Origin of the sequence: Williamsia sp. 1135, from assembly GCF_002095395.1 — a bacterium.
Lineage (GTDB): Bacteria > Actinomycetota > Actinomycetes > Mycobacteriales > Mycobacteriaceae > Williamsia.
The window spans coordinates 1-20859 of the sequence record NZ_MJEI01000049.1; the positions used below are offsets into that span (position 1 = coordinate 1).

21 protein-coding genes, 1 tRNA gene and 2 pseudogenes are annotated in these 20859 nt (G+C 64.8%); 10 read left to right on the forward strand and 14 right to left on the reverse strand.

What is annotated here, in order from left to right:
- Positions 1–788 (forward strand): DDE-type integrase/transposase/recombinase (locus tag BFL43_RS01745; RefSeq protein WP_084890195.1); only part of this gene is annotated, 788 nt, incomplete at its 5' end.
- Positions 789–894: 106 nt separating this feature from the next.
- Here BFL43_RS01745 and BFL43_RS01750 read toward each other — a convergent pair.
- The 4 genes from BFL43_RS01750 to BFL43_RS01765 all read right to left on the reverse strand — a co-directional run bounded on the left by BFL43_RS01750 (position 895) and on the right by BFL43_RS01765 (position 2463).
- Positions 895–985 (reverse strand) — tRNA-Ser (locus BFL43_RS01750).
- Positions 986–1066: 81 nt separating this feature from the next.
- Positions 1067–1276, reverse strand: a complete 210-nt coding sequence (locus BFL43_RS01755; protein ID WP_084890198.1) for a CsbD family protein — start codon at positions 1274–1276, stop codon at positions 1067–1069.
- 213 nt (positions 1277–1489) lie between these two features.
- Positions 1490–1939, reverse strand: a complete 450-nt coding sequence (locus tag BFL43_RS01760) for a nucleoside deaminase (protein ID WP_084890200.1) — start codon at positions 1937–1939, stop codon at positions 1490–1492.
- A 14-nt stretch (positions 1940–1953) separates the two neighbouring features.
- Positions 1954–2463, reverse strand: a complete 510-nt coding sequence (locus tag BFL43_RS01765; protein WP_084890203.1) for a tRNA adenosine deaminase-associated protein — start codon at positions 2461–2463, stop codon at positions 1954–1956.
- A gap of 90 nt (positions 2464–2553) precedes the next feature.
- Between BFL43_RS01765 and BFL43_RS01770 the strand changes: the two genes are divergently transcribed.
- A complete protein-coding gene (locus BFL43_RS01770; RefSeq protein ID WP_084890205.1) occupies positions 2554–3510 on the forward strand; it encodes a prephenate dehydrogenase in 957 nt (318 codons plus the stop codon).
- A 21-nt stretch (positions 3511–3531) separates the two neighbouring features.
- Here the strand turns inward: BFL43_RS01770 and BFL43_RS01775 are convergent, their stop codons facing one another.
- From BFL43_RS01775 to BFL43_RS01815, 9 genes and pseudogenes are all read right to left on the reverse strand, one after another.
- Entirely contained in the window at positions 3532–4143 is a 612-nt protein-coding gene (locus BFL43_RS01775; RefSeq protein ID WP_240497996.1) for a putative glycolipid-binding domain-containing protein, read from the reverse strand.
- Positions 4144–4212: 69 nt separating this feature from the next.
- The gene (locus BFL43_RS01780; protein ID WP_084890206.1) at positions 4213–4914 is read right to left on the reverse strand and encodes an ABC transporter permease; all 702 of its coding nucleotides are present in this window, start codon (positions 4912–4914) and stop codon (positions 4213–4215) included.
- Complete coding sequence (locus BFL43_RS01785; protein ID WP_084890208.1) at positions 4911–5606, reverse strand: ABC transporter permease; 696 nt, start codon at positions 5604–5606, stop codon at positions 4911–4913. Before BFL43_RS01785 ends, BFL43_RS01780 begins: the two co-directional genes overlap by 4 nt.
- Positions 5603–6703: an ABC transporter ATP-binding protein gene (locus BFL43_RS01790; RefSeq protein WP_084890210.1), complete on the reverse strand. Its 1101-nt coding sequence runs from the start codon at positions 6701–6703 to the stop codon at positions 5603–5605. The genes BFL43_RS01785 and BFL43_RS01790 overlap by 4 nt, the downstream gene beginning before the upstream one ends.
- A gap of 52 nt (positions 6704–6755) precedes the next feature.
- The gene (locus BFL43_RS01795; RefSeq protein ID WP_084890213.1) at positions 6756–7748 is read right to left on the reverse strand and encodes an ABC transporter substrate-binding protein; all 993 of its coding nucleotides are present in this window, start codon (positions 7746–7748) and stop codon (positions 6756–6758) included.
- A 115-nt stretch (positions 7749–7863) separates the two neighbouring features.
- Entirely contained in the window at positions 7864–8613 is a 750-nt protein-coding gene (locus BFL43_RS01800; protein WP_084890215.1) for a class I SAM-dependent methyltransferase, read from the reverse strand.
- Positions 8614–8629: 16 nt separating this feature from the next.
- Positions 8630–9478 carry a hypothetical protein gene (locus tag BFL43_RS01805; protein ID WP_143695021.1) on the reverse strand — a complete coding sequence of 283 codons (849 nt, stop codon included), beginning with the start codon at positions 9476–9478 and terminating at the stop codon, positions 8630–8632.
- 76 nt (positions 9479–9554) lie between these two features.
- Positions 9555–11071: pseudogene (locus tag BFL43_RS01810) on the reverse strand (aminotransferase class V-fold PLP-dependent enzyme).
- Positions 11064–12422 carry an MFS transporter gene (locus BFL43_RS01815; protein WP_143695022.1) on the reverse strand — a complete coding sequence of 453 codons (1359 nt, stop codon included), beginning with the start codon at positions 12420–12422 and terminating at the stop codon, positions 11064–11066. The pseudogene BFL43_RS01810 and the gene BFL43_RS01815 overlap by 8 nt, the downstream one beginning before the upstream one ends.
- 170 nt (positions 12423–12592) lie before the next feature.
- On the opposite strand from BFL43_RS01815, the gene BFL43_RS01820 reads away from it, so the two are divergent.
- The 8 genes and pseudogenes from BFL43_RS01820 (at position 12593) to BFL43_RS01855 (ending at position 19265) form a co-directional block, all read left to right on the forward strand.
- A complete protein-coding gene (locus BFL43_RS01820; protein ID WP_084890222.1) occupies positions 12593–13993 on the forward strand; it encodes a glutamate decarboxylase in 1401 nt (466 codons plus the stop codon).
- 95 nt (positions 13994–14088) lie between these two features.
- A complete protein-coding gene (locus BFL43_RS01825) occupies positions 14089–14727 on the forward strand; it encodes a response regulator transcription factor (RefSeq protein ID WP_084890225.1) in 639 nt (212 codons plus the stop codon).
- Between the two features lie 40 nt (positions 14728–14767).
- Positions 14768–15726 (forward strand): annotated as a pseudogene (locus tag BFL43_RS01830) (cation diffusion facilitator family transporter).
- A gap of 205 nt (positions 15727–15931) precedes the next feature.
- Positions 15932–16321 carry a hypothetical protein gene (locus tag BFL43_RS28330; protein ID WP_143695023.1) on the forward strand — a complete coding sequence of 130 codons (390 nt, stop codon included), beginning with the start codon at positions 15932–15934 and terminating at the stop codon, positions 16319–16321.
- 245 nt (positions 16322–16566) lie between these two features.
- Positions 16567–16803, forward strand: coding sequence for a hypothetical protein (locus tag BFL43_RS28335; protein ID WP_143695024.1), 237 nt, complete (start codon positions 16567–16569; stop codon positions 16801–16803).
- A 50-nt stretch (positions 16804–16853) separates the two neighbouring features.
- Positions 16854–17387 carry a glutathione peroxidase gene (locus tag BFL43_RS01845; protein WP_084890233.1) on the forward strand — a complete coding sequence of 178 codons (534 nt, stop codon included), beginning with the start codon at positions 16854–16856 and terminating at the stop codon, positions 17385–17387.
- 53 nt (positions 17388–17440) lie between these two features.
- Complete coding sequence (locus BFL43_RS01850) at positions 17441–18670, forward strand: FAD/NAD(P)-binding oxidoreductase (protein ID WP_084890236.1); 1230 nt, start codon at positions 17441–17443, stop codon at positions 18668–18670.
- 64 nt (positions 18671–18734) lie between these two features.
- Positions 18735–19265, forward strand: coding sequence for a class I SAM-dependent methyltransferase (locus tag BFL43_RS01855; protein ID WP_084890238.1), 531 nt, complete (start codon positions 18735–18737; stop codon positions 19263–19265).
- A gap of 664 nt (positions 19266–19929) precedes the next feature.
- On the opposite strand, the gene BFL43_RS01865 is transcribed toward BFL43_RS01855, so the two are convergent.
- Positions 19930–20136, reverse strand: a complete 207-nt coding sequence (locus tag BFL43_RS01865; RefSeq protein ID WP_084890241.1) for a hypothetical protein — start codon at positions 20134–20136, stop codon at positions 19930–19932.
- Positions 20137–20859 lie beyond the last annotated feature (723 nt).

A 20859-nucleotide genomic window follows, 5' to 3' on the forward strand; every position in this document is an offset into this window, starting at 1 on the left:
ATTGGCGTGGACTCGACAATCAGGAGATCGGTTGTTCACCGCGCACGGTCTACCGAATCGCCGAACGCCACGGACTTGTCGGCGACCGCCGCCGCGGCCATCACAGCAGCCCAGGTACCAACACGCGCTCCAGACCGGTCATTCATGCCACCGGACCAGGTCAGCTGTGGTCGTGGGACATCACCGACCTGCACGGCCCGACCAACGACGACCGCTACAAGCTCTACCTCGCGATCGATGTGTTCTCTCGCTACCCGGTGTGCTGGCGCATCGAATACACCGAGAACAAACCCGACGCGATTGACATGTTCACCACCGCTATCACCGAGCACGGTCCGCCGACGGTGCTGCACTCCGACAACGGGGCGGTCATGCGTTCGCACAAGCTGATCACGGCCCTCAAAAAACGAGGGGTGATCAACTCACGTTCGCCGCCCCGGGTCAGCAACGACAACCCGTTCTCCGAATCGTTGTTCAAGACCATCAAATACGACCTGTCCTGCCCTGAGAAGTTCGACAGCATCGAGCACGCCCGCGCCTGGACCGCACAGTTCCTGCACAACTACGCCACCGAGCACCGCCACAGCGGGCTCAACCACTACACCCCCGAGCAAGTGCACACCGGCACCGCAGACGATGTCGCCGACCAACGACACCAACACCGCCTCGACAACTACAACAAGCACCCCGAAAGGTTCAGGAAGCCACCACAACGACAAGCACCACCCACAATCGCCGGCATCAACATCAAACCGGCCAAACCACGAAAAGAACCAGCCCTGTCTTAGACAGGTTGACAACTACCGTGAAGCTCGTGGGTTTGCCTGGAACGGGTGGGTTTGTCGAGAAAAACAAAAACAGCCCCTCACCTGCGTCAGGTGAGGGGCTGTTCTATGGCGGTGGCGGAGGGATTTGAACCCTCGGTACGGGGTCACCGTACACAGCATTTCGAGTGCTGCACCTTCGGCCGCTCGGACACGCCACCGCCGAAAACTGTACCGCAGCACCGGGCTGAGTCAGCAATCAGCTGGTCAGCACCGGTTTTTGGTCAGTTCCGGCGAAAGTGTCAGTGGCCGGTGAGCTTGTCCTTGACGTCGTTCGTCTTGTTCTTGACGGCGTCGGCAGCGTCGGTGACCTTCTGCTTGACGTTGGCGCTGGCCTGGTCGCCCTGGCCCTCGGCCTTGAGGTCCTTGTTGTCGGTGGCACTGCCCGCGGCTTCTTTTCCGCGGCCCTTGAGCTCTTCGGCCTTGTTCTTTGCGTCGTCTGCGAGACCCATGGCATAACCTCCGTTAGTCGGTAGATCACTCGGCTACTTTTTCAGCGCGCGAGGCGCACGCCGGGCCGATAGGCTCCGTCTACCCCGAGCACTACCCTCCAACGTGCCACAAGGTGCGTGTCGCTGCCACCAACTTCTACTCACTCGACATGGCGATTGTGACAATGCCGGCTGAAGTGTTTACGACGCCAGGAGGATGGGTAACCCGGGCGGTCATCGGTGATGGGCGAAGAACTCCCGCAACACCTCACCGCAGCGCTCTTCCAGGACTCCACCCCGCACCTGCGGACGATGGACGTTCCGACGATCCCGCACGACGTCCCACAGCGACCCCACCGCACCTGTCTTGGGTTCCCAGGCGCCGAACACGAGCCGATCCAGCCGGGCGAGGGTGATGGCGCCCGCACACATCGTGCACGGCTCCAGGGTCACTGCAATGGTGCAGCCGCTGAGCCGCCAACTGTCGCCCACCACGGCGACCGCGGCACGGATCGCCAGCACCTCGGCGTGGGCCGTCGGGTCGGACGTCGCTTCCCGGGCATTCGCCGCAGTTGCGATGACACTACCGTCGGCGTCGACGATCACCGCACCCACCGGAACATCCCTCGGATCGGCGCCTCGCGCTGCTTCCAACGCCGCCTCGATCAGTTCCTCATCCGACACGGTCGATCTACAACTCAGTGATTGAGCTTTTCGAGGGTTTTCGACAGCTCATCGGCAAATCCCAAGCGGGCTGCGATCATTCCGATCTGTTCGTCCGCGTAGAGATCGGTGTCGCCGACGATCACGCTCATCACCGCTTCTTGCAATCCCAGATCAGAAAGCACGCCGAAATCGCCTTCGGCCCACGGTTCGACATCGTCGAGTTCGTCGGGGTCGATGTCGGGGATGTCGACATTGAGCGATTCCAGGACATCCGCGGCGATGTCGTAGTCGATGGCGGCAGTGGCATCGGAGATCAAGAGTTTGGTGCCGGAAGGTGAAGGCCTGACGACGATGAAGAACTCGTCGTCGACGTCGAGCAGACCGAAGACGGCACCCGCACTACGCAGCCCCCGGAGCAGGTTCTCGGCCTCGCCGAGTTCGCTCAGCGCGCTGGTGTCCATGGTGGTGAGGGTCCATTTGCCGTCCTCCCGGACAACCGCAATGGCGAAACCCTCTACCTCATCCGCGCTCGCACCGGCCATAGCGGGTAACGGTAGCGGTCAGCGAAGGTAAACCCAACTCCCGCTGTACTGTCGAGCCCCGACTCCGGCCGATGTGCGAATCTGGACCTCGTGACCCACTCATCACCGCAACCACCCGTCTGCGTACTCGGTCTCGGGCTCATCGGGGGCTCGCTGATGCGTACGTTGCACGACAGCGGACGCCGAGTCTTCGGCTACAACCGCTCCGAGGAGACCGTGACCGCCGCGAACGCGGATGGGTATGACGCCTCCGCAGATCTGGTCGCTACGCTCACCCGCGCTGCCGAGGAGTCGGCACTGATCGTGCTCGCCACCCCCGCGCCGACGATCGACACCATACTCGCCGAGGTCGTCACGTACGCGCCGCAGTGTCCTCTCACCGACGTGGTGAGCGTGAAGCAGCAGGTCGCTGACCAGGTGCACGCGCGCGGGCTGAGCCGGAACTTCGTCGGCGGGCACCCCATGGCGGGCAGCGCAGAGTCCGGATGGCAGGCCACCGATCCGAATCTGTTCACCGGCGCGGTCTGGGTGGTCGCGACCGACGACGGGGCAGATCCGCAGGTGTGGCGGTCCGTCGCGCAACTCGCGATCGACACCGGCGCCCGGGTGATCCCGGCCGCATCAGACGAGCACGACCGCGCCGTCGCAGGTATCTCTCATCTGCCCCACCTCACCGCGTCGGTGACGGCGGTGGTGGGAGCCGGCGAGGGCGAACTCGCACTGCGACTGGCGGCAGGTTCGTTCCGTGACGGCACCCGGGTGGCCGGAACCGCTCCGCACCTGCAGCAGGCGATGCTCGAGGCGAACTCCACCGCGTTGCTCGCCGCGCTGAGCGAGACCATCGACCGGCTGACCTTTGCCCGCGATCAGCTGCGCGACCACGGCACGGTGGAGACTCTGGTCGCCGACGGTTTCCGTGCCCGTAAGCATTACGAACAGATCCACGCTGCCACCGACGATCCGGCGATCACTGTCGAGCTGGGTTCCGACGGCTGGGAAGCCGCATTCCGCAACGCCGCTCGGCAAGGCGCGGTCTGGGCGGGGTGAACTCGCCGAGATCGAGCGGGCTCACACCCGTTCGGCGAGCCCCGGGTAGTTGACGACGAAACCGTTCTCGTCGACGGTGATCGTCGTCTGCGCCACCGGCGAGACGATGTCGATTCCCGCCGCGGCCGGCGTGTAACTCAACGTGGCCGGAGTCACCTCGCCCGAGGGCAGGTAGAGGTAGGCGACCGGGACCTCGGCGGGGCCTGAGTCCGGCTTGCCGAGCCCCAGGCGGCGAATCGGCAGGGTGTTGAAGAAGGGGCTCAACGCGAGGTCGACGTCTTGGGCGCCACCGAAATCGCTGCGTTCCATGCCGCGGGCGCTCTGCACCAGCCACGCGTCCTGCCCGTCACGGGTGATGGAGATCTGGGTGTCCCCACCGGCGCGCACGAGATGCAGAGACAGCCGCTTCGTGGCTCCGGCATCGTTCGTGATCAGGTCGTACGAGGCGCTGAACGCCTCATGTTTGTCGGTCGCGGCACCGATGATCCGGCCGTAGGCCTTGATCCGTTTGCCGGTGACGGTGACTCGCACCTGCTCGAGGCGTTCTTCACCGATGCCACGCCAGGTCATCACCGTCTTGATGCCACCGCTCTCGGACGCACCGGGCTGGGGCGCGACGGGCTCTTGGGACAAGTCTGGAGAACTCACCTCTTCAAGGTAGGCGACTGAGCCACCTGTTACCGAACCAACCGGCGATATCGGCTACACGTTCGCCAGATCCGGGGCCCGGTGCATCCGGCCCTTACCCGGTGCCGATGCCCAGGCCACCCCGGCGATGATGCTGTCGAGAATCAGGGCCAGCAGCGTCACCAGGATCGAACCGGCGATCATCGGCGGGTAGTCGTACGTGGCGAGTCCGTCGAAGATCGGCCGACCCAGACCGCCGAGTCCCACGTACGCGGCGATCGCAGCGGTCGCGACGACCTGCAGCGTCGAGTTGCGCAACCCACCGAGGATCAGCGGGAGCGCATTGGGCAACTCGACCTTCAGCAGCACCTGCAGACCGTTGAAACCCATCGCCCGGGACGCGTCGACCACCGATTTGTCGACGTTCGCCACCCCCGCATAGGTACCGGCGAGCAACGGCGGCACGCCGAGCAGGATCAGCGCGATGATGGTCGGGGTCAACCCCAGACCCATCCACAGCGTGAAGAGCAGCAGCAGGCCCAGGGTCGGCAGCGACCGCAGCATGTTGACAAGCCCGACGACGATCACCTCACCCTTGCCGGTGTGGCCGACGAACAGGCCGATCGGCACGGCGATCAGGGCGGCCAGGCCCACCGCGTAGAAGGTGTATTCGAGGTGCTGGGCGATCTCGATGAGCAGACCGTCGGTGTCCTCGGTTCCGGTCCAGTTGCTGGCGGTGGTGAGATAGCTGACCGTGTCACTGAAGATGTTGCTCATGCCGGCGCCGCCTCTTTGCTCAGATTCAACCGGGCTCGCGACAGACGACTCGGAGCCTTGCCGACCCGCGCCCACGGCGTGAGCAGCCGACCGAGCACCACGAGCAGCAAGTCGATGACCAGCGCCAGCACCACCACGGCGATGATGCCCGCGACGATCTCATTGGTGTAGTTGCGGCTGTAGCCCTCGGTGAACAGCCGGCCGAGGCCACCGAACCCGATCACCGCACCCACCGACACCATCGAGATGTTGGTGACCGCAACCACGCGAATGGTGGCGATCAACACCGGAATCGCCAGGGGCAATTCGATTTTCAACACTCGCTGCCACGGCCTGTAACCGATTGCGGTCGCGGCGTCCACCGCCATCGGCGGCACCGCGTCCAGCGCTTCGGGGACCGACCGTACGAGCAGTGCGGTGGAGTACAACGCCAGCGCGACCATCACGTTGACGTCCGAGAGGATGCGCGTGTTGATCACCGACGGAAGGACGATGAACAGGGCGATCGATGGGATCGTGAAGATGATCGAGCCGATGACGATCGTGAGCCTGCGGGCGGGCCGCGAGCGATACACCAGGAGCCCCAATGGAATTGCGATGATCAGCGACACCAGCAGCGGCACCATCGACAGCTTGATGTGCTCGAGCGTGAGCTCCCAGACCTTGGGGAAATGGTTGAGCAGGTAGTTCATGAGGCCGACTTCCGCTGCTGCTCGAGCGCGGCGAGCACATCCGCGGCCCGGACCCCACCGCTGATCGTGCCCTTCCCGTCGACGACGACACCGATGCCCGACGGCGACGACAACGCGGAATCGAGTGCCTGGCGCAGCGTGCCGCCCTCGGTGAACAGAGATCCACCGGCAGAGCAGCTCTCGTACAGCGAGCCCCCACCGGAGTGCACCTTCACCCCGGCGGCGTCGACCCATCCGAACGGGTTGCCGTCGATGGTCACCAGGCGCCACTCGTCGACGCCGAGGACCTGCCCGTCGATGTCGGCCTCCGTGATGGGGGTGAGTGGCTCGATCTGCACCCCGGCACCCGAATTGAACTGCAACAGGCGGTAACCGCGGTCGCGGCCGACGAACGACGACACGAACTCGTCCGCGGGGGCCGCGAGCAATCTGGCCGGGGTGTCGAACTGGCGCAGCTTGCCGCCGACACCGAAGATCGCGATGCGGTCGGCGAGTTTGACGGCCTCGTCGATGTCGTGGGTGACGAAGACGATGGTCTTGCGCAGTTCGCCCTGCAGTCGCAACATCTCGTTCTGCAGGTCTTCCCGCACAACGGGGTCGACGGCACTGAACGGCTCGTCCATCAGCAGGATCGCGGGGTCGGCGGCAAGCGCCCTGGCCACGCCGACGCGCTGCTGCTGCCCGCCCGAGAGCTGACCCGGATATCGGGTCGCGACAGCTCGGTCCAGCCCGACGCGCTCGAGCAACTCCAGCGCAGCATGCCGCGCAGCTTTGCGCGATTCGCCTTGCAGCACAGGCACTGTCGCAACATTATCCACCACCCGCTGGTGTGGCATGAGGCCGGCGCTCTGGATCACGTAGCCGATGCCCCGTCGCAGGGAGACGGCATTGGCCGACCCGACGTCCTTGCCGTCGACCTTGATCGTGCCCGACGTCGGCTCGATCATGCGGTTGATCATCCGCATCGATGTCGTCTTTCCGCAGCCCGACGGGCCGACGAAGGCGGTGAAGCTGCCCTCCTCGATGTCGAGGGTCAGATCGTCGACGGCTGTGGTGCCGTCGGGGTAGGTCTTGGTCACCGATTCAAAAGTGATCATGGGGTTTGTTCCTTCCGGTGAGCCGTTGCCAAGACCGTTGTCGAGGTGCTGTTCACGACCCGAGAGCTTTGTTCAGATTTTGTGCTTCGACCCAGCGCTTCGCCGCGTCCTCGACCTCGAGCTTCTCCTTGCCCGACACCAACTCGTTCAGGTTGCGCAGCTCCTCGACCGTCAGCTTCGACGACACCGCGTCGAGTACCGCCCGGAGCTTCGGGGAGTCCTTGGTCTTCGCGAGGACGGGCACGATGTTGTTGGCCGGGAAGTTGTGCTTGGGGTCCTCGAGGACCACCAGGTCATCGGTGGTGATCGCCGGGGTCGTGGTGTAGATGTCCGCTGCCGTGACCCGCCCGCTGGTGAGCTCATTGATCGTGGCCTGACCGCCGCTGTCGTTGTTGGGCCGGAAATCGACCTTGAGACCGTAGTTGCGTTCGAGTCCCGGTACGCCGACCTCACGCGTCGCGAACTCGCTGTTGGCCATGAAACTGACCTTCTCCGTTTGCGATAGCCGGGCCAGATCCTCGATCGACTTCAAGTTCCACTTGTCCGCGGACTTCTGCGTCACGGTCACCGAATCCGAGTTGGAACCGGGCGCAGGAGTGTAGGTCAGCAGATCGTCGCCCTCGACCGTCGGAAGTTTCTGTTCGATGTCTTCCAGCGAGGTGAGTGCCGAATACTCGGCGACCTGGTCCTCGGTGAGACCCGGGGCAGTCGATGCGAGGTACTGCATCAGGTTGCCGATGTAGTCGGGGACGAGGTCGATGTCGCCCGAACGCAGCGCGGGCAGGTAACGCTCACGTGTTCCCGAGTTCAGCTGGTTCTCGACGGTGAAGCCGTTCGCCTCAAGAGCGTCGATGTAGATCTGGCCGATGATCTGACTTTCCAGCACGCCGCCGGAGCCCACGACGATGTGGTTCGGATCGGGATCGCGTGATCCGGCTCGGCTGAGCGGGTCGAAGCATCCGGCAACCATGGCCGCGATGAGCAGGAGGATGGCGGGCAGCAGCGTGAAACGGAGCCACGTATCCCTGCGGATGAGCGTATGCACCCAGTCAATAGAACACGACCGAGTGCCTTTTCGTCACGACCTGCGGTTGTTTTCGGCCAGATTTGCCGGTTTTGAATCTCGCTGCGCGGAAAGGTTTGGCTCGGGGAAGTTTGGGTTACCCCGTCTGGTCGAGAGTCGCCCGGAACACGTGTGTCCGATACGGCAAGACGATCGTTCCGTCGGAATCGGCGACCTCGGCGCCGAGTTGGCGAACGCGTTCGAGGATGTCCGCGCGCTCGGACTCGGTGGCCGTGATGATCTGACTCCGCGAGTTCACCATCGCGAGGAGTTGTTCGATGTCGAGCCTGCGATCCCAGTCGAACGTCTCTTGGCGAGGTACACCGAACGGCGGGCCCAATGTCGGTCCCCCCTGTGCGACGAACACCTCCGCCTCGCTCGCAGCGATGATCTCGGTCAGCTGGGCGACCCACGGAACGGTCTCGTCCCGGATGTTCCAGATCAGGCCGAGCGTGCCCCCGGGGCGGAGCACCCGGGCCGCCTCGGCGACGGCGACGAGCGGGTCGACCCAGTGCCACGACTGGCCGAAGGTGAGGGCATCACAGACGTTGTCCGCGAGTGGGATCTGTTCGGCCGTGCCGATCAATCCGTGGACGGATGGCAGCTGGGCGCTGAGGGTGTCCAGCATCGCGGAGTCGGGTTCGACGGCATAGATCGTGCGCCCCGGTTGGAGCAGTGACGCCGTCAATTTGCCTGTCCCCGCACCGACGTCGGCGACCACCATCACGTCGGGTGCGAGAAGGCGCGCCACGGCCCGCGAAGGATAGCCGGGTCGTCCGGCGCTGTACGCCGACGCCTGCGCACCGAACGACGTCGCCCGTTCCTTACGTGAGTCTTGTTCGGACATGGTCAGATCGGCCTGCCTACGCCCCGATGTCCACGCAGATCGCGAGTGCCGATTTGTCACTCGCCACGGTCTTGCCGTTCACCTTGATGCTGCAGGACACGTCCTCGCCGTTTGCGGTGAAGGCACTGAGCTGGAACGGCGGCTCCAGATTGTCGAACGACTTTGTCCACGGCGTACTCGGTGATGTCTCTGTTTTCTGCTCGCCGCCGGCATCACTGTAGAGAATCATCGAGGCGTTGCCGGTCACCTCGTAAACGACTGTGCCACCGGAACTCCCGGATGTCGTCGTGGTCTCCGTGGTGGTGGTGTCCTCGGTGCTGGTGCTGCCCGTGGTCGTCGTGGCGCTCGATGTGGTCGAGTTGGCGGTCGGCGTGTCGTCGTCACCGTCACTGCTGAGGACGAGGGCGGCGGTGGCACCGCCGGCCACCACGAGCAGAGCGATCACGACGGCGAAGATGATCAGCAGGGTTTTCTTGCTGCCACCGCCGTTCGGGCCCTGCGGGGGCTGCCCGTAGCCGCCGTCGTAGGGCGGGCCACCGTAGGGCGGCTGCCCGCCATACGGTGAGTTCCCGTACGGCTGCTCGCCGTAGGGTTGCTGGCCATACGCCTGCTGGCTGTAGTCGGGCTGCCCATATCCAGGTTGGTTGTACTGGGGTTGTCCATAGTCGGGTTGCCCGTAGTCGGGCTGGCCACCGGCGGGCATCTGACTGGTACCGCTGGGGCCGTAACCACCCTGGTCCGGCGGCTGATTGCCGTAATACGGTTGCTGATCGCCGTAGTAGGGCTGCTGCGGCGGTTGCTGGCCACCGTAATACGGCTGATCAGGGTTGTTCGGATCGTTGCCGTATCCGGGTCCCATGGTCACCACTCCTCGTCGTCGGCAGCTAGGTCTCACACGCTACCGGCGAGCCGGCGGCGGTAGAGCAGTTGTCTTCCGTTCGTCAATCCGGGGCAATCAGCCCCGCAAGGAACTCGACCAGCAACTTCGCAGTGACCGGCCGAGGCAGCGCTTCGACGGCCGCGAGCACTGTCGCCATGTCGAGGTCGCCTTCCCCGCGTGGGTCGAGGCCCGCCGCCACCAGCGCGGCACCGGCGGACTCACTCGGCAGCCCGAGGACATCGGTGAGCGCTACCTCGCCCCGGTCGAAAGCGGCGGCCAGCTCGGCGAGGGCCGGCGGCGGCGCAGCCGGCGGCTCTCCGCGGACTATGTCGGCGGCACTCCCGAACGCGCCGATCAATTCATCGAGGATCGATGCGGTGACCCCGGTGACGGTGACATGCGTCGTCGACGCCAGCACCGTCCCGTCGGGCTGCGTCAGCGACGGTTGCATCTGCAGGGTGAAACCGCGGTCCCGCACGGCACTCGCCCACCGATGTGGGTCGACCACGTCGTCGGCGTCGGCATCGGCAGCGACCGCGAAGACCGGCCCCACCGGCTCTCCCACTACCCGCTGGCCACCGATAGCGCGAGCGGCCTCGATCAGCGCATCGGTCGAATCCCGGACACCCGCGACCAGACCGGCATAGCCCTGCGGTCCGAGTGTCGTGGCGACGGCCCACGCGCTCGCGAGACCCGCCGCCGACTTCGACCCCAGCAATGTCGGATTCACCACGGGATAGCCCGGCCAATCGGTGATCCGAAGTACTGGGCGCGATGCCGATCCCGGTCCCGATGCAGGAGCAGCGACGCCCCTTTCGGTGCGTACCCGTACTTGTGTAGATCCGCCGACAGACTGGTGACCCCTTCGACCCGGAAATCCCAGGGCGGCAAAGGCTTCTCAGCAGTGCCCCACCAGGGCAGCGCAAAGCCCCCGAGGCATGCGTCCACATGGAGGGCCACCCCACGCGCGCCGGTCACCGCGGCGACCTCGGCAACCGGATCGATCGAACCCGTCGGGTAGTTCGGCGCCGACACCACCACGAGCACGGTGTCGGGGCGGATCGACGCACCGATCCGATCGGCATCGACGACGCCGGTGGCCGGGTCCACCGGAACCCGGATGAGCTCGAGGCCCAGCAGCGCAGCCGCCTTGACGAAGGCCGCGTGCGCGGTGGTCGGGATCACCAGCGAACCGGTTCCACGCGGGGCCGCCACCAGATCGCGCGCCGCCTTCACCGCCAGCAGGCAGCTCTCCGTACCGCCGGTTGTGACGTTGCCGACCACCGAGGTGTCACCGTGAAAGACGTTGCGCCCGAATGCCACCAGCTCACGCTCCATGACGGCGACCGACGGGAAGACCGTGGGGTCCAGGCCGTTCACGGACTGCACGAGCCGAGCCGCCTCGCCGGCGATCCGATCGAGTTCTGCCAGCCCACTGTCGTAGACGTACGACAGGACCCGGCCACCGTGGGTGGGCGCGTCCTGCTCTCGGAGTTGACGCAGGGTCTCGAGCACCAGCGCCCCACGGGACGCGATCTGCCCTCCGCCGAGTGCAGGCACCCTGTCTCGTTCAGGCATCGATGACCTCTCCCTCGATGTGACTGTCGCTGTCGTTCTCACGGTAACCGCGAAGCAGCCAGATACTGCTCGCGACGAGAACTGCGGGCACAGCAGAGAACGCCAGCGCGATCGCCGTGACAGCGGAATCCGGCTGGGCCACCACCTCATCCCCGGACGACGAGACGAATCCACCGATCGCGAGCGCGAGCAGGAACACGGCCGGACCCAGCGCCAGGCCCGCCGTCTCGGCGGCCGTCCACACCCCGGCGAGCGCTCCGCCCCGCTCCCGACCCTCGCGGCGGGCATCGAAGTCGATCACGTCCGGCAACATTGCGAGCGGAAAGGCTTGCATGCCCGCATATCCGACGCCCGCCACCCCGACAGCCAGATAGATCCACCAGCCGGGCAGCCAGGTCGCGACCACAAGAGCAGTGGTGGCACATACGAAAACCGACGACGCCGCGACCAGCCCACGCACCTTGCCCCGCCGGGTGGCGAAGCGGTACCACAGGGGCATGACCAGCAGCGCGGGTGCGACGAGCGCCGCGAACAACACCGTCAGCGCACCCTCGTCGTCGAGCACGTACGTCGCGACGTACTGCGCACCGGCGAGCATCACCGCACTGGCCAGTGCCTGAATCACGAACACCATCACGAGGATCCGGAATCGTCGTACGGTCCGCAGCGCATCGAGCCCGTCACGGTACGCCACTGCGGCACCGCTGCCGAGCTCGCGACCGGGGGCGAACGGCAGCGCGCGACGCGCGGCGAGCAGCGTTGCCGCCAGCATGCCGGCACAGATGACGGCTGCCACCACGATGGCCATCACGACATAGCCCGCGGCATCCCCGCCGAACGCGTCCCGGATGGCCGGAACACCGGCGCCGACCACCAGGATCGTCAACGCCAGCACCGCGATTCGTATCGAGATCAGTCGAGTGCGTTCGTCGTAGTCCGCCGTCAGCTCGGCAGGCAACGCGATGTACGGAACCTGGAAGAGGCTGTACGCAACCGCCGACAGTAGGAAGAAGACGAGCACCCACACGGCGCCGGCGGCGGCACCGATCACCGGTGGAGCCGCGAACGTCAGGACGAACACCGCGGGCAGACTCACCGCACCGAGCAGCATCAGCCGTGCCCTGGTGCCGCGCCGCGCCGCCATGCGGTCACTGAACGCGCCGATCCAGGGGTCCAGCACCACGTCCATGATCTTCGGCAGGACCACCACTGCGGACGCGACAATCGCCGCGACCCCGAGGGTGTCGGTCAAGTAGTACCCCAGCACCAGTCCGGGCAGCACCCCGAACCCACCCGTCCCGACGCTGCCGGCCGCGTAGCCCACGGTGACCGCCCGAGAGACTCTGCGCATCTTAGGTGACGATTGCCGATTCACCCTCATACCTTAGGCATGAGAAGCATTTTCGCAGCTGGACATGGCCACGCAGTTGGAGAACCACAGTGCGCGTGACCACTTCGGCGGTACCATCTAAGCGCTCGGGCCTCGGCAATCCCCGTTAAACAAGCAGCGATGGAGTTCATATGTCAGACGTCGACCGGGGAATGATCACCCCCGCCTACACCGGCCGATTCGCGGTCTCCGGCATTCCCGCCCTTCAAATTCCGGACGACTCCATGGATCCCGAGGTGGCCTACCGCTTCATCCACGACGAGTTGATGCTCGACGGGAACTCGCGTCTGAACCTCGCCACCTTCGTCACGACCTGGATGGACCCCCAGGCCGAGAAGTTGATGGCCGAGACGTTCGACAAGAACATGATCGACAAGGACGAATACCCGCTGACCGCCGCCATCGAAGAACGCTGCGTCGCGATGGTCGCGGACCTCTTCAATGCGCCCAACCTCGACCCCACCGTGGCGTCCAGTGCGACCGGCACGTCGACGATCGGTTCCTCCGAGGCAGTCATGCTCGGCGGCCTGGCCCTCAAGTGGCTGTGGAAGGCGAAGAAGAACGGCGGAGACGAAGCCGAAGGCGGAGCTCGACCATCGACCGGCACGCCCAACCTGATCTTGGGCAGCAATGTGCAGGTGGTGTGGGAGAAGTTCTGCCGCTACTTCGAGGTCGAACCGCGGTACCTCCCGATGGAGGAAGGCCGCTACGTCATCACCCCGGAACAGGTTCTCGACGCGGTCGACGAGAACACGATCGGGGTGGTCGTCATCGCCGGTACCACCTACACCGGTGAGCTCGAACCGGTCAAGGAGATCGCCGAGGCCCTCGACAAGCTCGCGGCTGACGGCGGCCTGGACGTGCCCATCCACGTCGACGCGGCCAGCGGCGGCTTCGTCCTCCCCTTCCTGCACCCCGACCTCGAGTGGGACTTCCGGATCCCGCGGGTGGTGTCCATCAACGTCAGTGGTCACAAGTACGGCCTGACCTACCCGGGCGTCGGGTTCGTGGTCTGGCGCGACAAGACGTGGCTGCCCGAAGACCTCGTCTTCCGCGTCAACTACCTCGGCGGCGACATGCCGACCTTCACCCTCAACTTCTCTCGACCGGGCAACCAGGTGATCGGGCAGTATTACAACTTCCTGCGTCTGGGCCGCCAGGGCTACACCGACATCATGAAGTCCCTGTCCGATACCGCCCAGTGGTTCGCCGGGCAGATCGAAGAAGAGGACGAGATCGAGATCGTCACAGACGGTTCGGCGATACCAGTGGTCACCTTCAAGCTCCACAGTGACTGCGAGTTCACCGCATTCGACGTCTCGCACGGTCTGCGTTCCTACGGGTGGCAGGTTCCGGCGTACACGATGCCTGACAACGTCTCCGACCTCGCGGTCCTACGAGTTGTTGTCCGCGAGGGATTCTCCCGCGACATGGCCCGTGTCCTGCACCAGCATCTCGTCGAGGTCATGAAAGACCTGCGGCTCATCAAGTCCGACGGCCATCTTCCTCAGAAGCAACACTTCGCACATTGACCTGAGGAGGCGCCGAGCAACCTTCGTGTCTCGACTCAGAATTCAGGTAGTCCGCTACTCGCGGCACGGGGCTCTGGGTCGTCGACCATCGACACATGCGCAATCACGGTGGCAGCCGAGTCAGCACCTACGTCTACGCGAACGATCCGATCCTCCAAGCAGGCGTGACGAGCACGCTTCGCATGTGTGCGGAGGTCCGGCTCGTCGCCGGGTGCGGCGTCGACAGCGCCGAGGTGGCGGTGGTGATCGCCGACACCCTCGATGACGCGGTGCACCGCAACCTCAGGGCGATCCAGCGCGGCGGCGTCCCGCGGACGATGCTCGTGCTCGGGTCGCTCGACGAGACCACGGTGGTGGCGGCGGCCGAGGCCGGTGTCAGCGGACTGATCCGTCGCACCGACGCAACCCGCGAAAATCTCGTCGCGCAGATCAAACAGGTTGCGGCCGGAGGTGGTGCGGTGCCCGCCGATCTGGTCGGCACCCTCATCGAGGCGGCCGGGTATCGGCAGCGCCGCGGCGGTTTTCCTCGCAGGCCGGGTGGCGCGCCCTTGTCCGAGCGGGAGATCGAGGTGTTGCGACTGGTGTCCGAAGGTTTCGACACTGCCGCGATCGCCGATGAACTCTGCTACTCCGAACGCACGGTGAAGAGTGTCCTGCACGATGTCACCACCCGGCTGCACCTGCGCAACCGAACCCACGCCGTGGCCTACGCGATGCGCGAAGGTCTGATCTGATCCGATTTCATCTGGGGCGCATACTGGCCCGGTGAGTCACATGGCAACTGACGAACCCGACATCCCCCAAGCCGGCGGCGACAGCTTCCTGACGGTGGCCATCGCGTTCGTCGCGAACCTCGTCATCGCCATCGCCAAGACGGGTGCCGCGATGCTGACCGGATCCGTTCTCTGGTGGCCGAGGCCGCGCACTCATGGGCCGACACGGGCAACGAGATCCTGCTGCTGATTGCCGAACGGCGCTCGCATCGCGTTCGCGACACCCGGCCCCCCCAGGGGTACGGCAAAGAGGCCTACATCTGGTCGATGTTCGCCGGGTTCGGGCTCTTCGCCGTCGGTGCGGCGGTGTCGATTCAGCACGGTATCTCCGAGCTGATCTCTCCGGAGCCCGCCACCGACTATCTGGTGGCCTATGTGGTGCTGGGGATTGCGGCGCTGCTCGAGGGGGTTTCGTTTCTGCGGTCGTATCAGCAGGCCAAAAAGGGTGCGGTTCAGCGCCGGGTCGGGTTGCTGAGCCAGGTCTTCCGAACTTCTGACCCCACCCTGCGGGCCGTGTTCGCCGAGGATGCTGCCGCTCTCATCGGGCTCGCCATCGCCTTCGTCGGCATTCTCCTGCACCAGGTCACCGGTTCCCCGACCTTCGATTCGGTGGGCTCCATCCTGGTCGGCATCCTGCTCGGGGTCGTCGCGGTGGTCTTGATCAATCAGAACCGGAGATTCCTCCTCGGCCAGGCCGTTGACGGCAAGACCCGCACACTTCTGTTGCGGATGTTGCTGGGGCATCCCGACGTCGACCGCGTGACGTACCTGCATGCCGAGTTCACCGGGCCGGGAACGCTCTACCTCGTGGCCGCCATCGACTTCATCGGCAACACCAGTGAGAACGACCTGGCCAGAACGCTGCGCCGTCTCGAGTCCGAGATCGAGACCGATCCGAGGGTGACCGAGGCGGTGCTGACGCTGGCGACGCCCGAGGAGGCGTCGCTGTCGGCTGACTGATCTTCACCCCGGACGCCGAAGGATCAAAACTTCAGGTTTGTCTTCGTTGATACTTTGCCGACCAAATGTTCCCCCGGAAATTAATTCTGCATTTACGTGTATCAACTGTCCAACAAAAAGTCGACTGACCTGCAACAAAACCCTCAACTCGTGCGAACGTCGAGTTGTTGGCCAATTGGCCAGCAATCCCCCGCCGAGGAGAGCCATGATGCACACCCGTAACAACCGGCCATTGACTGTCGCAGATGCAGTCGAGATCCATTCCCAAGCCCATTCCGACAGGAGAGGCACGCGCGACACCGATACCGGAGCCACACGCTCGCCGCGCCGGACCGAGCCTTCCCCACCGACGTCGGGCGTAGGCGATCCGAAGCTCATGCTGCGAGTTGCCAATGCGATTGAGGAGCAGTCGGATTGGACACGGGTCATCAGCAACGTATCGATGGGGATGTGGTTCGCCGTTGCGGTCCGCCCCGGCGCCTGCGGGTCACTGCTGAGCGGTCTGGCAGCGATGTACTTTCCCGAGACCGAGGTTTTCGGTGACCCCGGCAAAGCATTTCATGCCGCCGTCCAGGAAGCGCTGGTGATGAGTTGAGCGGAATGGAGCGACCGGTGCCCGAACAATTGACCACCGGTGAGTGAGGCATTCACCCCTCGGCACGATCGACAGAAACTCGGATGAAGCCAAACGTGACCGATGTCACCCGCCGGCAATTCGGCCTCGAGAAAGCTACGCCGAAATATGCCTCCCCACCGACAAAAGCGCAGATCACCCGTGTGCTGCCAACGACCCGACCATCTCCTACGCTGGGGCCCAGAACCAGCGAGGAGATGCACCCGATGCCGTACCGAGACGCTGCCCTGGCCGCCAAGGGGGTCGCCGCGATCCATCTCAGCGATGGTCGGTTCACGGTGCCCGCGGCGCTGGCGGCAGACATATCCCGCCAGCTCGAGTCCGCGCCGGAGTCGACCCGTGCGGTTGTTCTCACCCTCAGCGACGACGCCTGCATCCTCATCGCACCCGGTGACCCGTTGGTGATCTTCGTGCCTCGCACCGCCATCGGCGCCGAGGGTTGATCGCCGATGGAGAACGCTCGCGACATCTCGCATCTAATAGGAACAATCCCATGAGCGCACACGATTTCGACGCAACAACGCCTGACGGCGGAACCCAACCTCTCAAGGACTACGCGGGACAGGTCTTGCTGGTCGTCAATGTCGCAAGCAAGTGCGGCCTGACACCGCAGTACGAGGGCCTCGAACAGCTGTACCGGGACAAGAAGGACAGCGGATTCCACATCCTCGGATTCCCGTGTAACCAGTTCGGGGGTCAAGAGCCCGGGACCGCCGAGGAGATCGCCGACTTCTGCGACACCAACTTCAACGTCACGTTCCCGATCTTCGGCAAGATCGATGTCAACGGTGACAACGCCGACCCGCTGTACACCTACCTCCGCTCCGAGGCACCGGGCGATTTCGGCCCGGAGTCCGGCTTCCTCTACGACCACGTGAAGAGGACGAGCCCCGACGCGATCGGCACCGACGACGTCAAGTGGAACTTCACCAAGTTCCTCGTCGGCCGCGACGGAGCTGTCATCAAACGCTACGAGCCGACCGTGACCCCGGACGAGATCAACGCCGAACTCGACGCCCTGCTCTAGCGCGCCCCGGGGTCATCGGGTTGGTGGGGTCCGGATCGGGGTAGTTCCCCGAGATGACCTCTGAAGGCTCCGCAGGATCCGCTGACACCGGGCGCGACGCACATTTCGATGTCTTGATCATCGGTGGCGGCAACGCCGGCATCAGTGCGGCAGGCCGACTGCGCCGCAAGGGCGTCGGCGATGTCGCGGTCATCGAACCCCAACAGGTGCACACCTACCGTCCACTGCTGTCGTACGTCGGTGGCGGGCAGGCGAGCTTGCGCAGCGCCGAACGCACCCAACGTTCGGTGACCCCGAAGGGCTGCACGTGGATCCAGGACTCCGCTGTCCGGGTCGATGCCGCCGAGCGAGTCGTCCACTGCGCTTCCGGCCGCCGGTACCGCTACGACGACCTGATACTCGGTCCCGGGCTGGTACCCGACACCGCGGCACTGCCCGGGATCGGGGCTGCTCTCGACACCCCTGCCGTCGCGAGCAACTACGTCGACCGGGCCGAGCAGACGTGGCAGCTGGTGCAGGCACTGCCGGTCGGTGGCCGCGCCATCTTCACCGTTCCGCGGCAGCCGGTGAGTTGCACCGGGACGACGATCAAGCCGCTGTTCCTGGCGGCCGCGCACTGGCAAAGTACCGGTCGGCTGTCCGGCATCGACATCACTCTGGTGGTCGACCGGCCGAGCCTTCTCGGGGTCGACGGGCTCGATCGGCGACTCCTCGGCCATCTCGACGACCTCGGGGTCCACGTCCGGCTCGGTACCGCCGTGACCGCCCTGAGCCCGGGTACGCAAGAGATCACCGTCACCGACGAGCCCGGGACAGCCGAGGTGCTGCCGTACGACATGCTGCACCTCGTACCCCCGTTCCGCGGCCCCCGATGGCTCGAGGAGTCGAAGCTGACCGGCAGTGCTCCCCACGGTCTTGTCGACATCGACTCGCGTACCTTTCGGCACCGCGCGCATCCGGACGCCTGGGCCGCAGGCGACGGCGCCGCCATCGACACCGACCCGTCCGGCGGTGGTCTGCGACGCCAGATCTCGATCCTCGTCGACAATCTGCTCGCGGCGCGCTCCGGTGAGGCGCTGCAGGAATATGACGGCTACACGGTGGCCCCGATCGTCATCGAGGCCCACACTCTCATCGCCGCCGAGTTCGATCGGGACGGGACGGTGACGTCGTCGCTGCCGTCATTCCTCGACCCGCTCAAGCCACGTCGTTCTGCGTGGGCATTCGACCGCTACGGGCTGCCCAGGACGTATTGGAACCTGATCCTCAAGGGTCGGTTGTAGATCAACTACTAGGATCGAGTGCTCGAGGAAACGACGCGCCCGGCGACGATCGGAGAAGTGGTACATGGGTTTTGATCGCTTGGAAGAGATCGTCGCTGACGCACGCGAGCAAGGGTGGTTTGTCGAAGGATCTGCCAACGACGAACAGCTTGCGTTCCTCAGGGCCGCCGCAGCGGGGGTTGAGGTTCGTCAGATCGCCGAGATCGGGTTCAACGCCGGGTTTTCCAGTCATGCGTTCCTCGATGCGAACCCCGGGGCTCGGGTCACGTCCTTCGATCTGGCGGAACACCAGTACGTTTCGGCGGCCAAGAAGCACATCGACGAGGAGTTTCCCGGACGACACACGCTGATCGCCGGTGACTCGCTGGAGACAGTTCCGCAGTTCGGCGACTCGGAGCCTGACCAGAGGTTCGATCTGATCTTCATCGACGGCGGACACACGTACGACATCGCCCGCGCCGACATCACCAACATGAGGCGGCTGGCCCACGAAAAGACCGTGCTCATCTTCGATGACCTGCCAGCAGGCATGCCCCAGATCACTTCGAGAGTCCGCTCGGCCGAGCATGCCGGGCACAGTGGCCGCCGCGCGTAGATGAGATCTGCGAGGCTGTCGGGCAGTGGCTGGTGCAGCCGGTCGTGACAGTTCGGGCACACAGCAAGTGTGGAGCTCTCGGCGAAGGCTGTGTCCTCGTCCCCGGCGCCCTGGCGGTGGGACTCGGCAGGCAGGTCGCAGGTAAAGCTACGGCCGCAGCCGACACATTCGGCTGGACCAACTGGCGCAGGTTGCGGGCTATCGGCCTGAAGCAATGTGCACAAGGAGTTGTCGACTTCGCGCCAGTGCGTGGGGTGAGATTCTTCGGCATCGATCGCGGTAAGCAAACGTCGGCACAGGTCGTCGTCGGTGATCGTTGCCGGCGCCTCCGGCAGGGTGTCCCCTAGCCGCTTCTCGATCGCACGCAGCGACAGTCCCCCGGCAAAGGGACCCCACTCCACCTCAGGCGGAGCGTTGAGGCCACCGTCCTCGTACCCGGCGGAAAGGGTTTCGACTTTGATGATCGCCGGGCTGGGGGCGTCGACCACGTACACCACGATGTCGCCAGCTACATATGCTTGTGGGATCCGCCAGACGAGATCGTCGAGGCTTGGGTCGTCATCGCCGGGAAAGCAGCATTCCACGGCCTGCCGCCACGGCTGGAGCAGGCACAACTGAACTCGTCCGCGAGCCGCGCCGTCGATCATCGGAGTACTTTTGCGCGCTACGACTCGGCCCATTCCGCGAATTCCTTCCACGTGATCGGGATCGAAGCCGACTTCTTGTGCCCGTGTTTTGGTCGCCACTGCAAGTTTCCCTCTGAATCGTAAAGGGTACCGAGGGTTCTTCCATCGATCTTGACGTCGAACTCAAAGTCGATCCCGGCCACGCGCACCCCGCCGGTACTGAATCGGACGTCGTGGTCGGCCATGATGATTTCTCCCCGCAAACTAGCGCACGGTCTGTGGCGACCCTTTCCGTGAACCTAGCGAACGACGATGCTCTCGGCAAGGAAGCCTGATGCCTGCCCAGCGAGTGCTGACGAGCTCGATGAAGCGCAGGCGTAGCCGCGCAGCACGGTGGACACGTTGGATCGTTGCCGCACAGGGGTGAACCTGGGATTGGAGTGTCAAGAGCGGCGGCTGCTGTCAAGACGCCGGCTCCGGATCGCTGGACTCATGATGGAACGCGGGGTAGGCGTCCATCCCGATCAGTCTGTGCCGCATGGGCGAAAATTGGCCAGCACCGTGGCCGCGGCGCCCGTTAGCGCGACCGGATCCGGATACATCTCAGCGAAGGCGTTGCCCACCCAACACGGCTGCGCCTCGACGGTGCGCTCACGTGGCAGAACAACGCCTGAACCTCGGGTAAGCGTCACGTGACACCTCATCCTCGTAGCCCGCGCCTGACATCAGTGTCGATTCTGCCGTTTCCGCAGGTAATGCATACGCAAGCTGCGCTAATTGGATTTAGCGCAGACTGACTCAATCCTGAGTTCAATAGGAACGAGAGGCTGACGGCCGACGCCCCCCACGCAACGCGCCGTACTGATCAGTCTTTCTTTTGGTAGACGTCGGGGATCCCGTCGTGGTCGTCGTCGCGTTCTTCATCCTCGCAGATGTTGCGGTAGTGCCGATTTCGAGCGCGCAGCAGA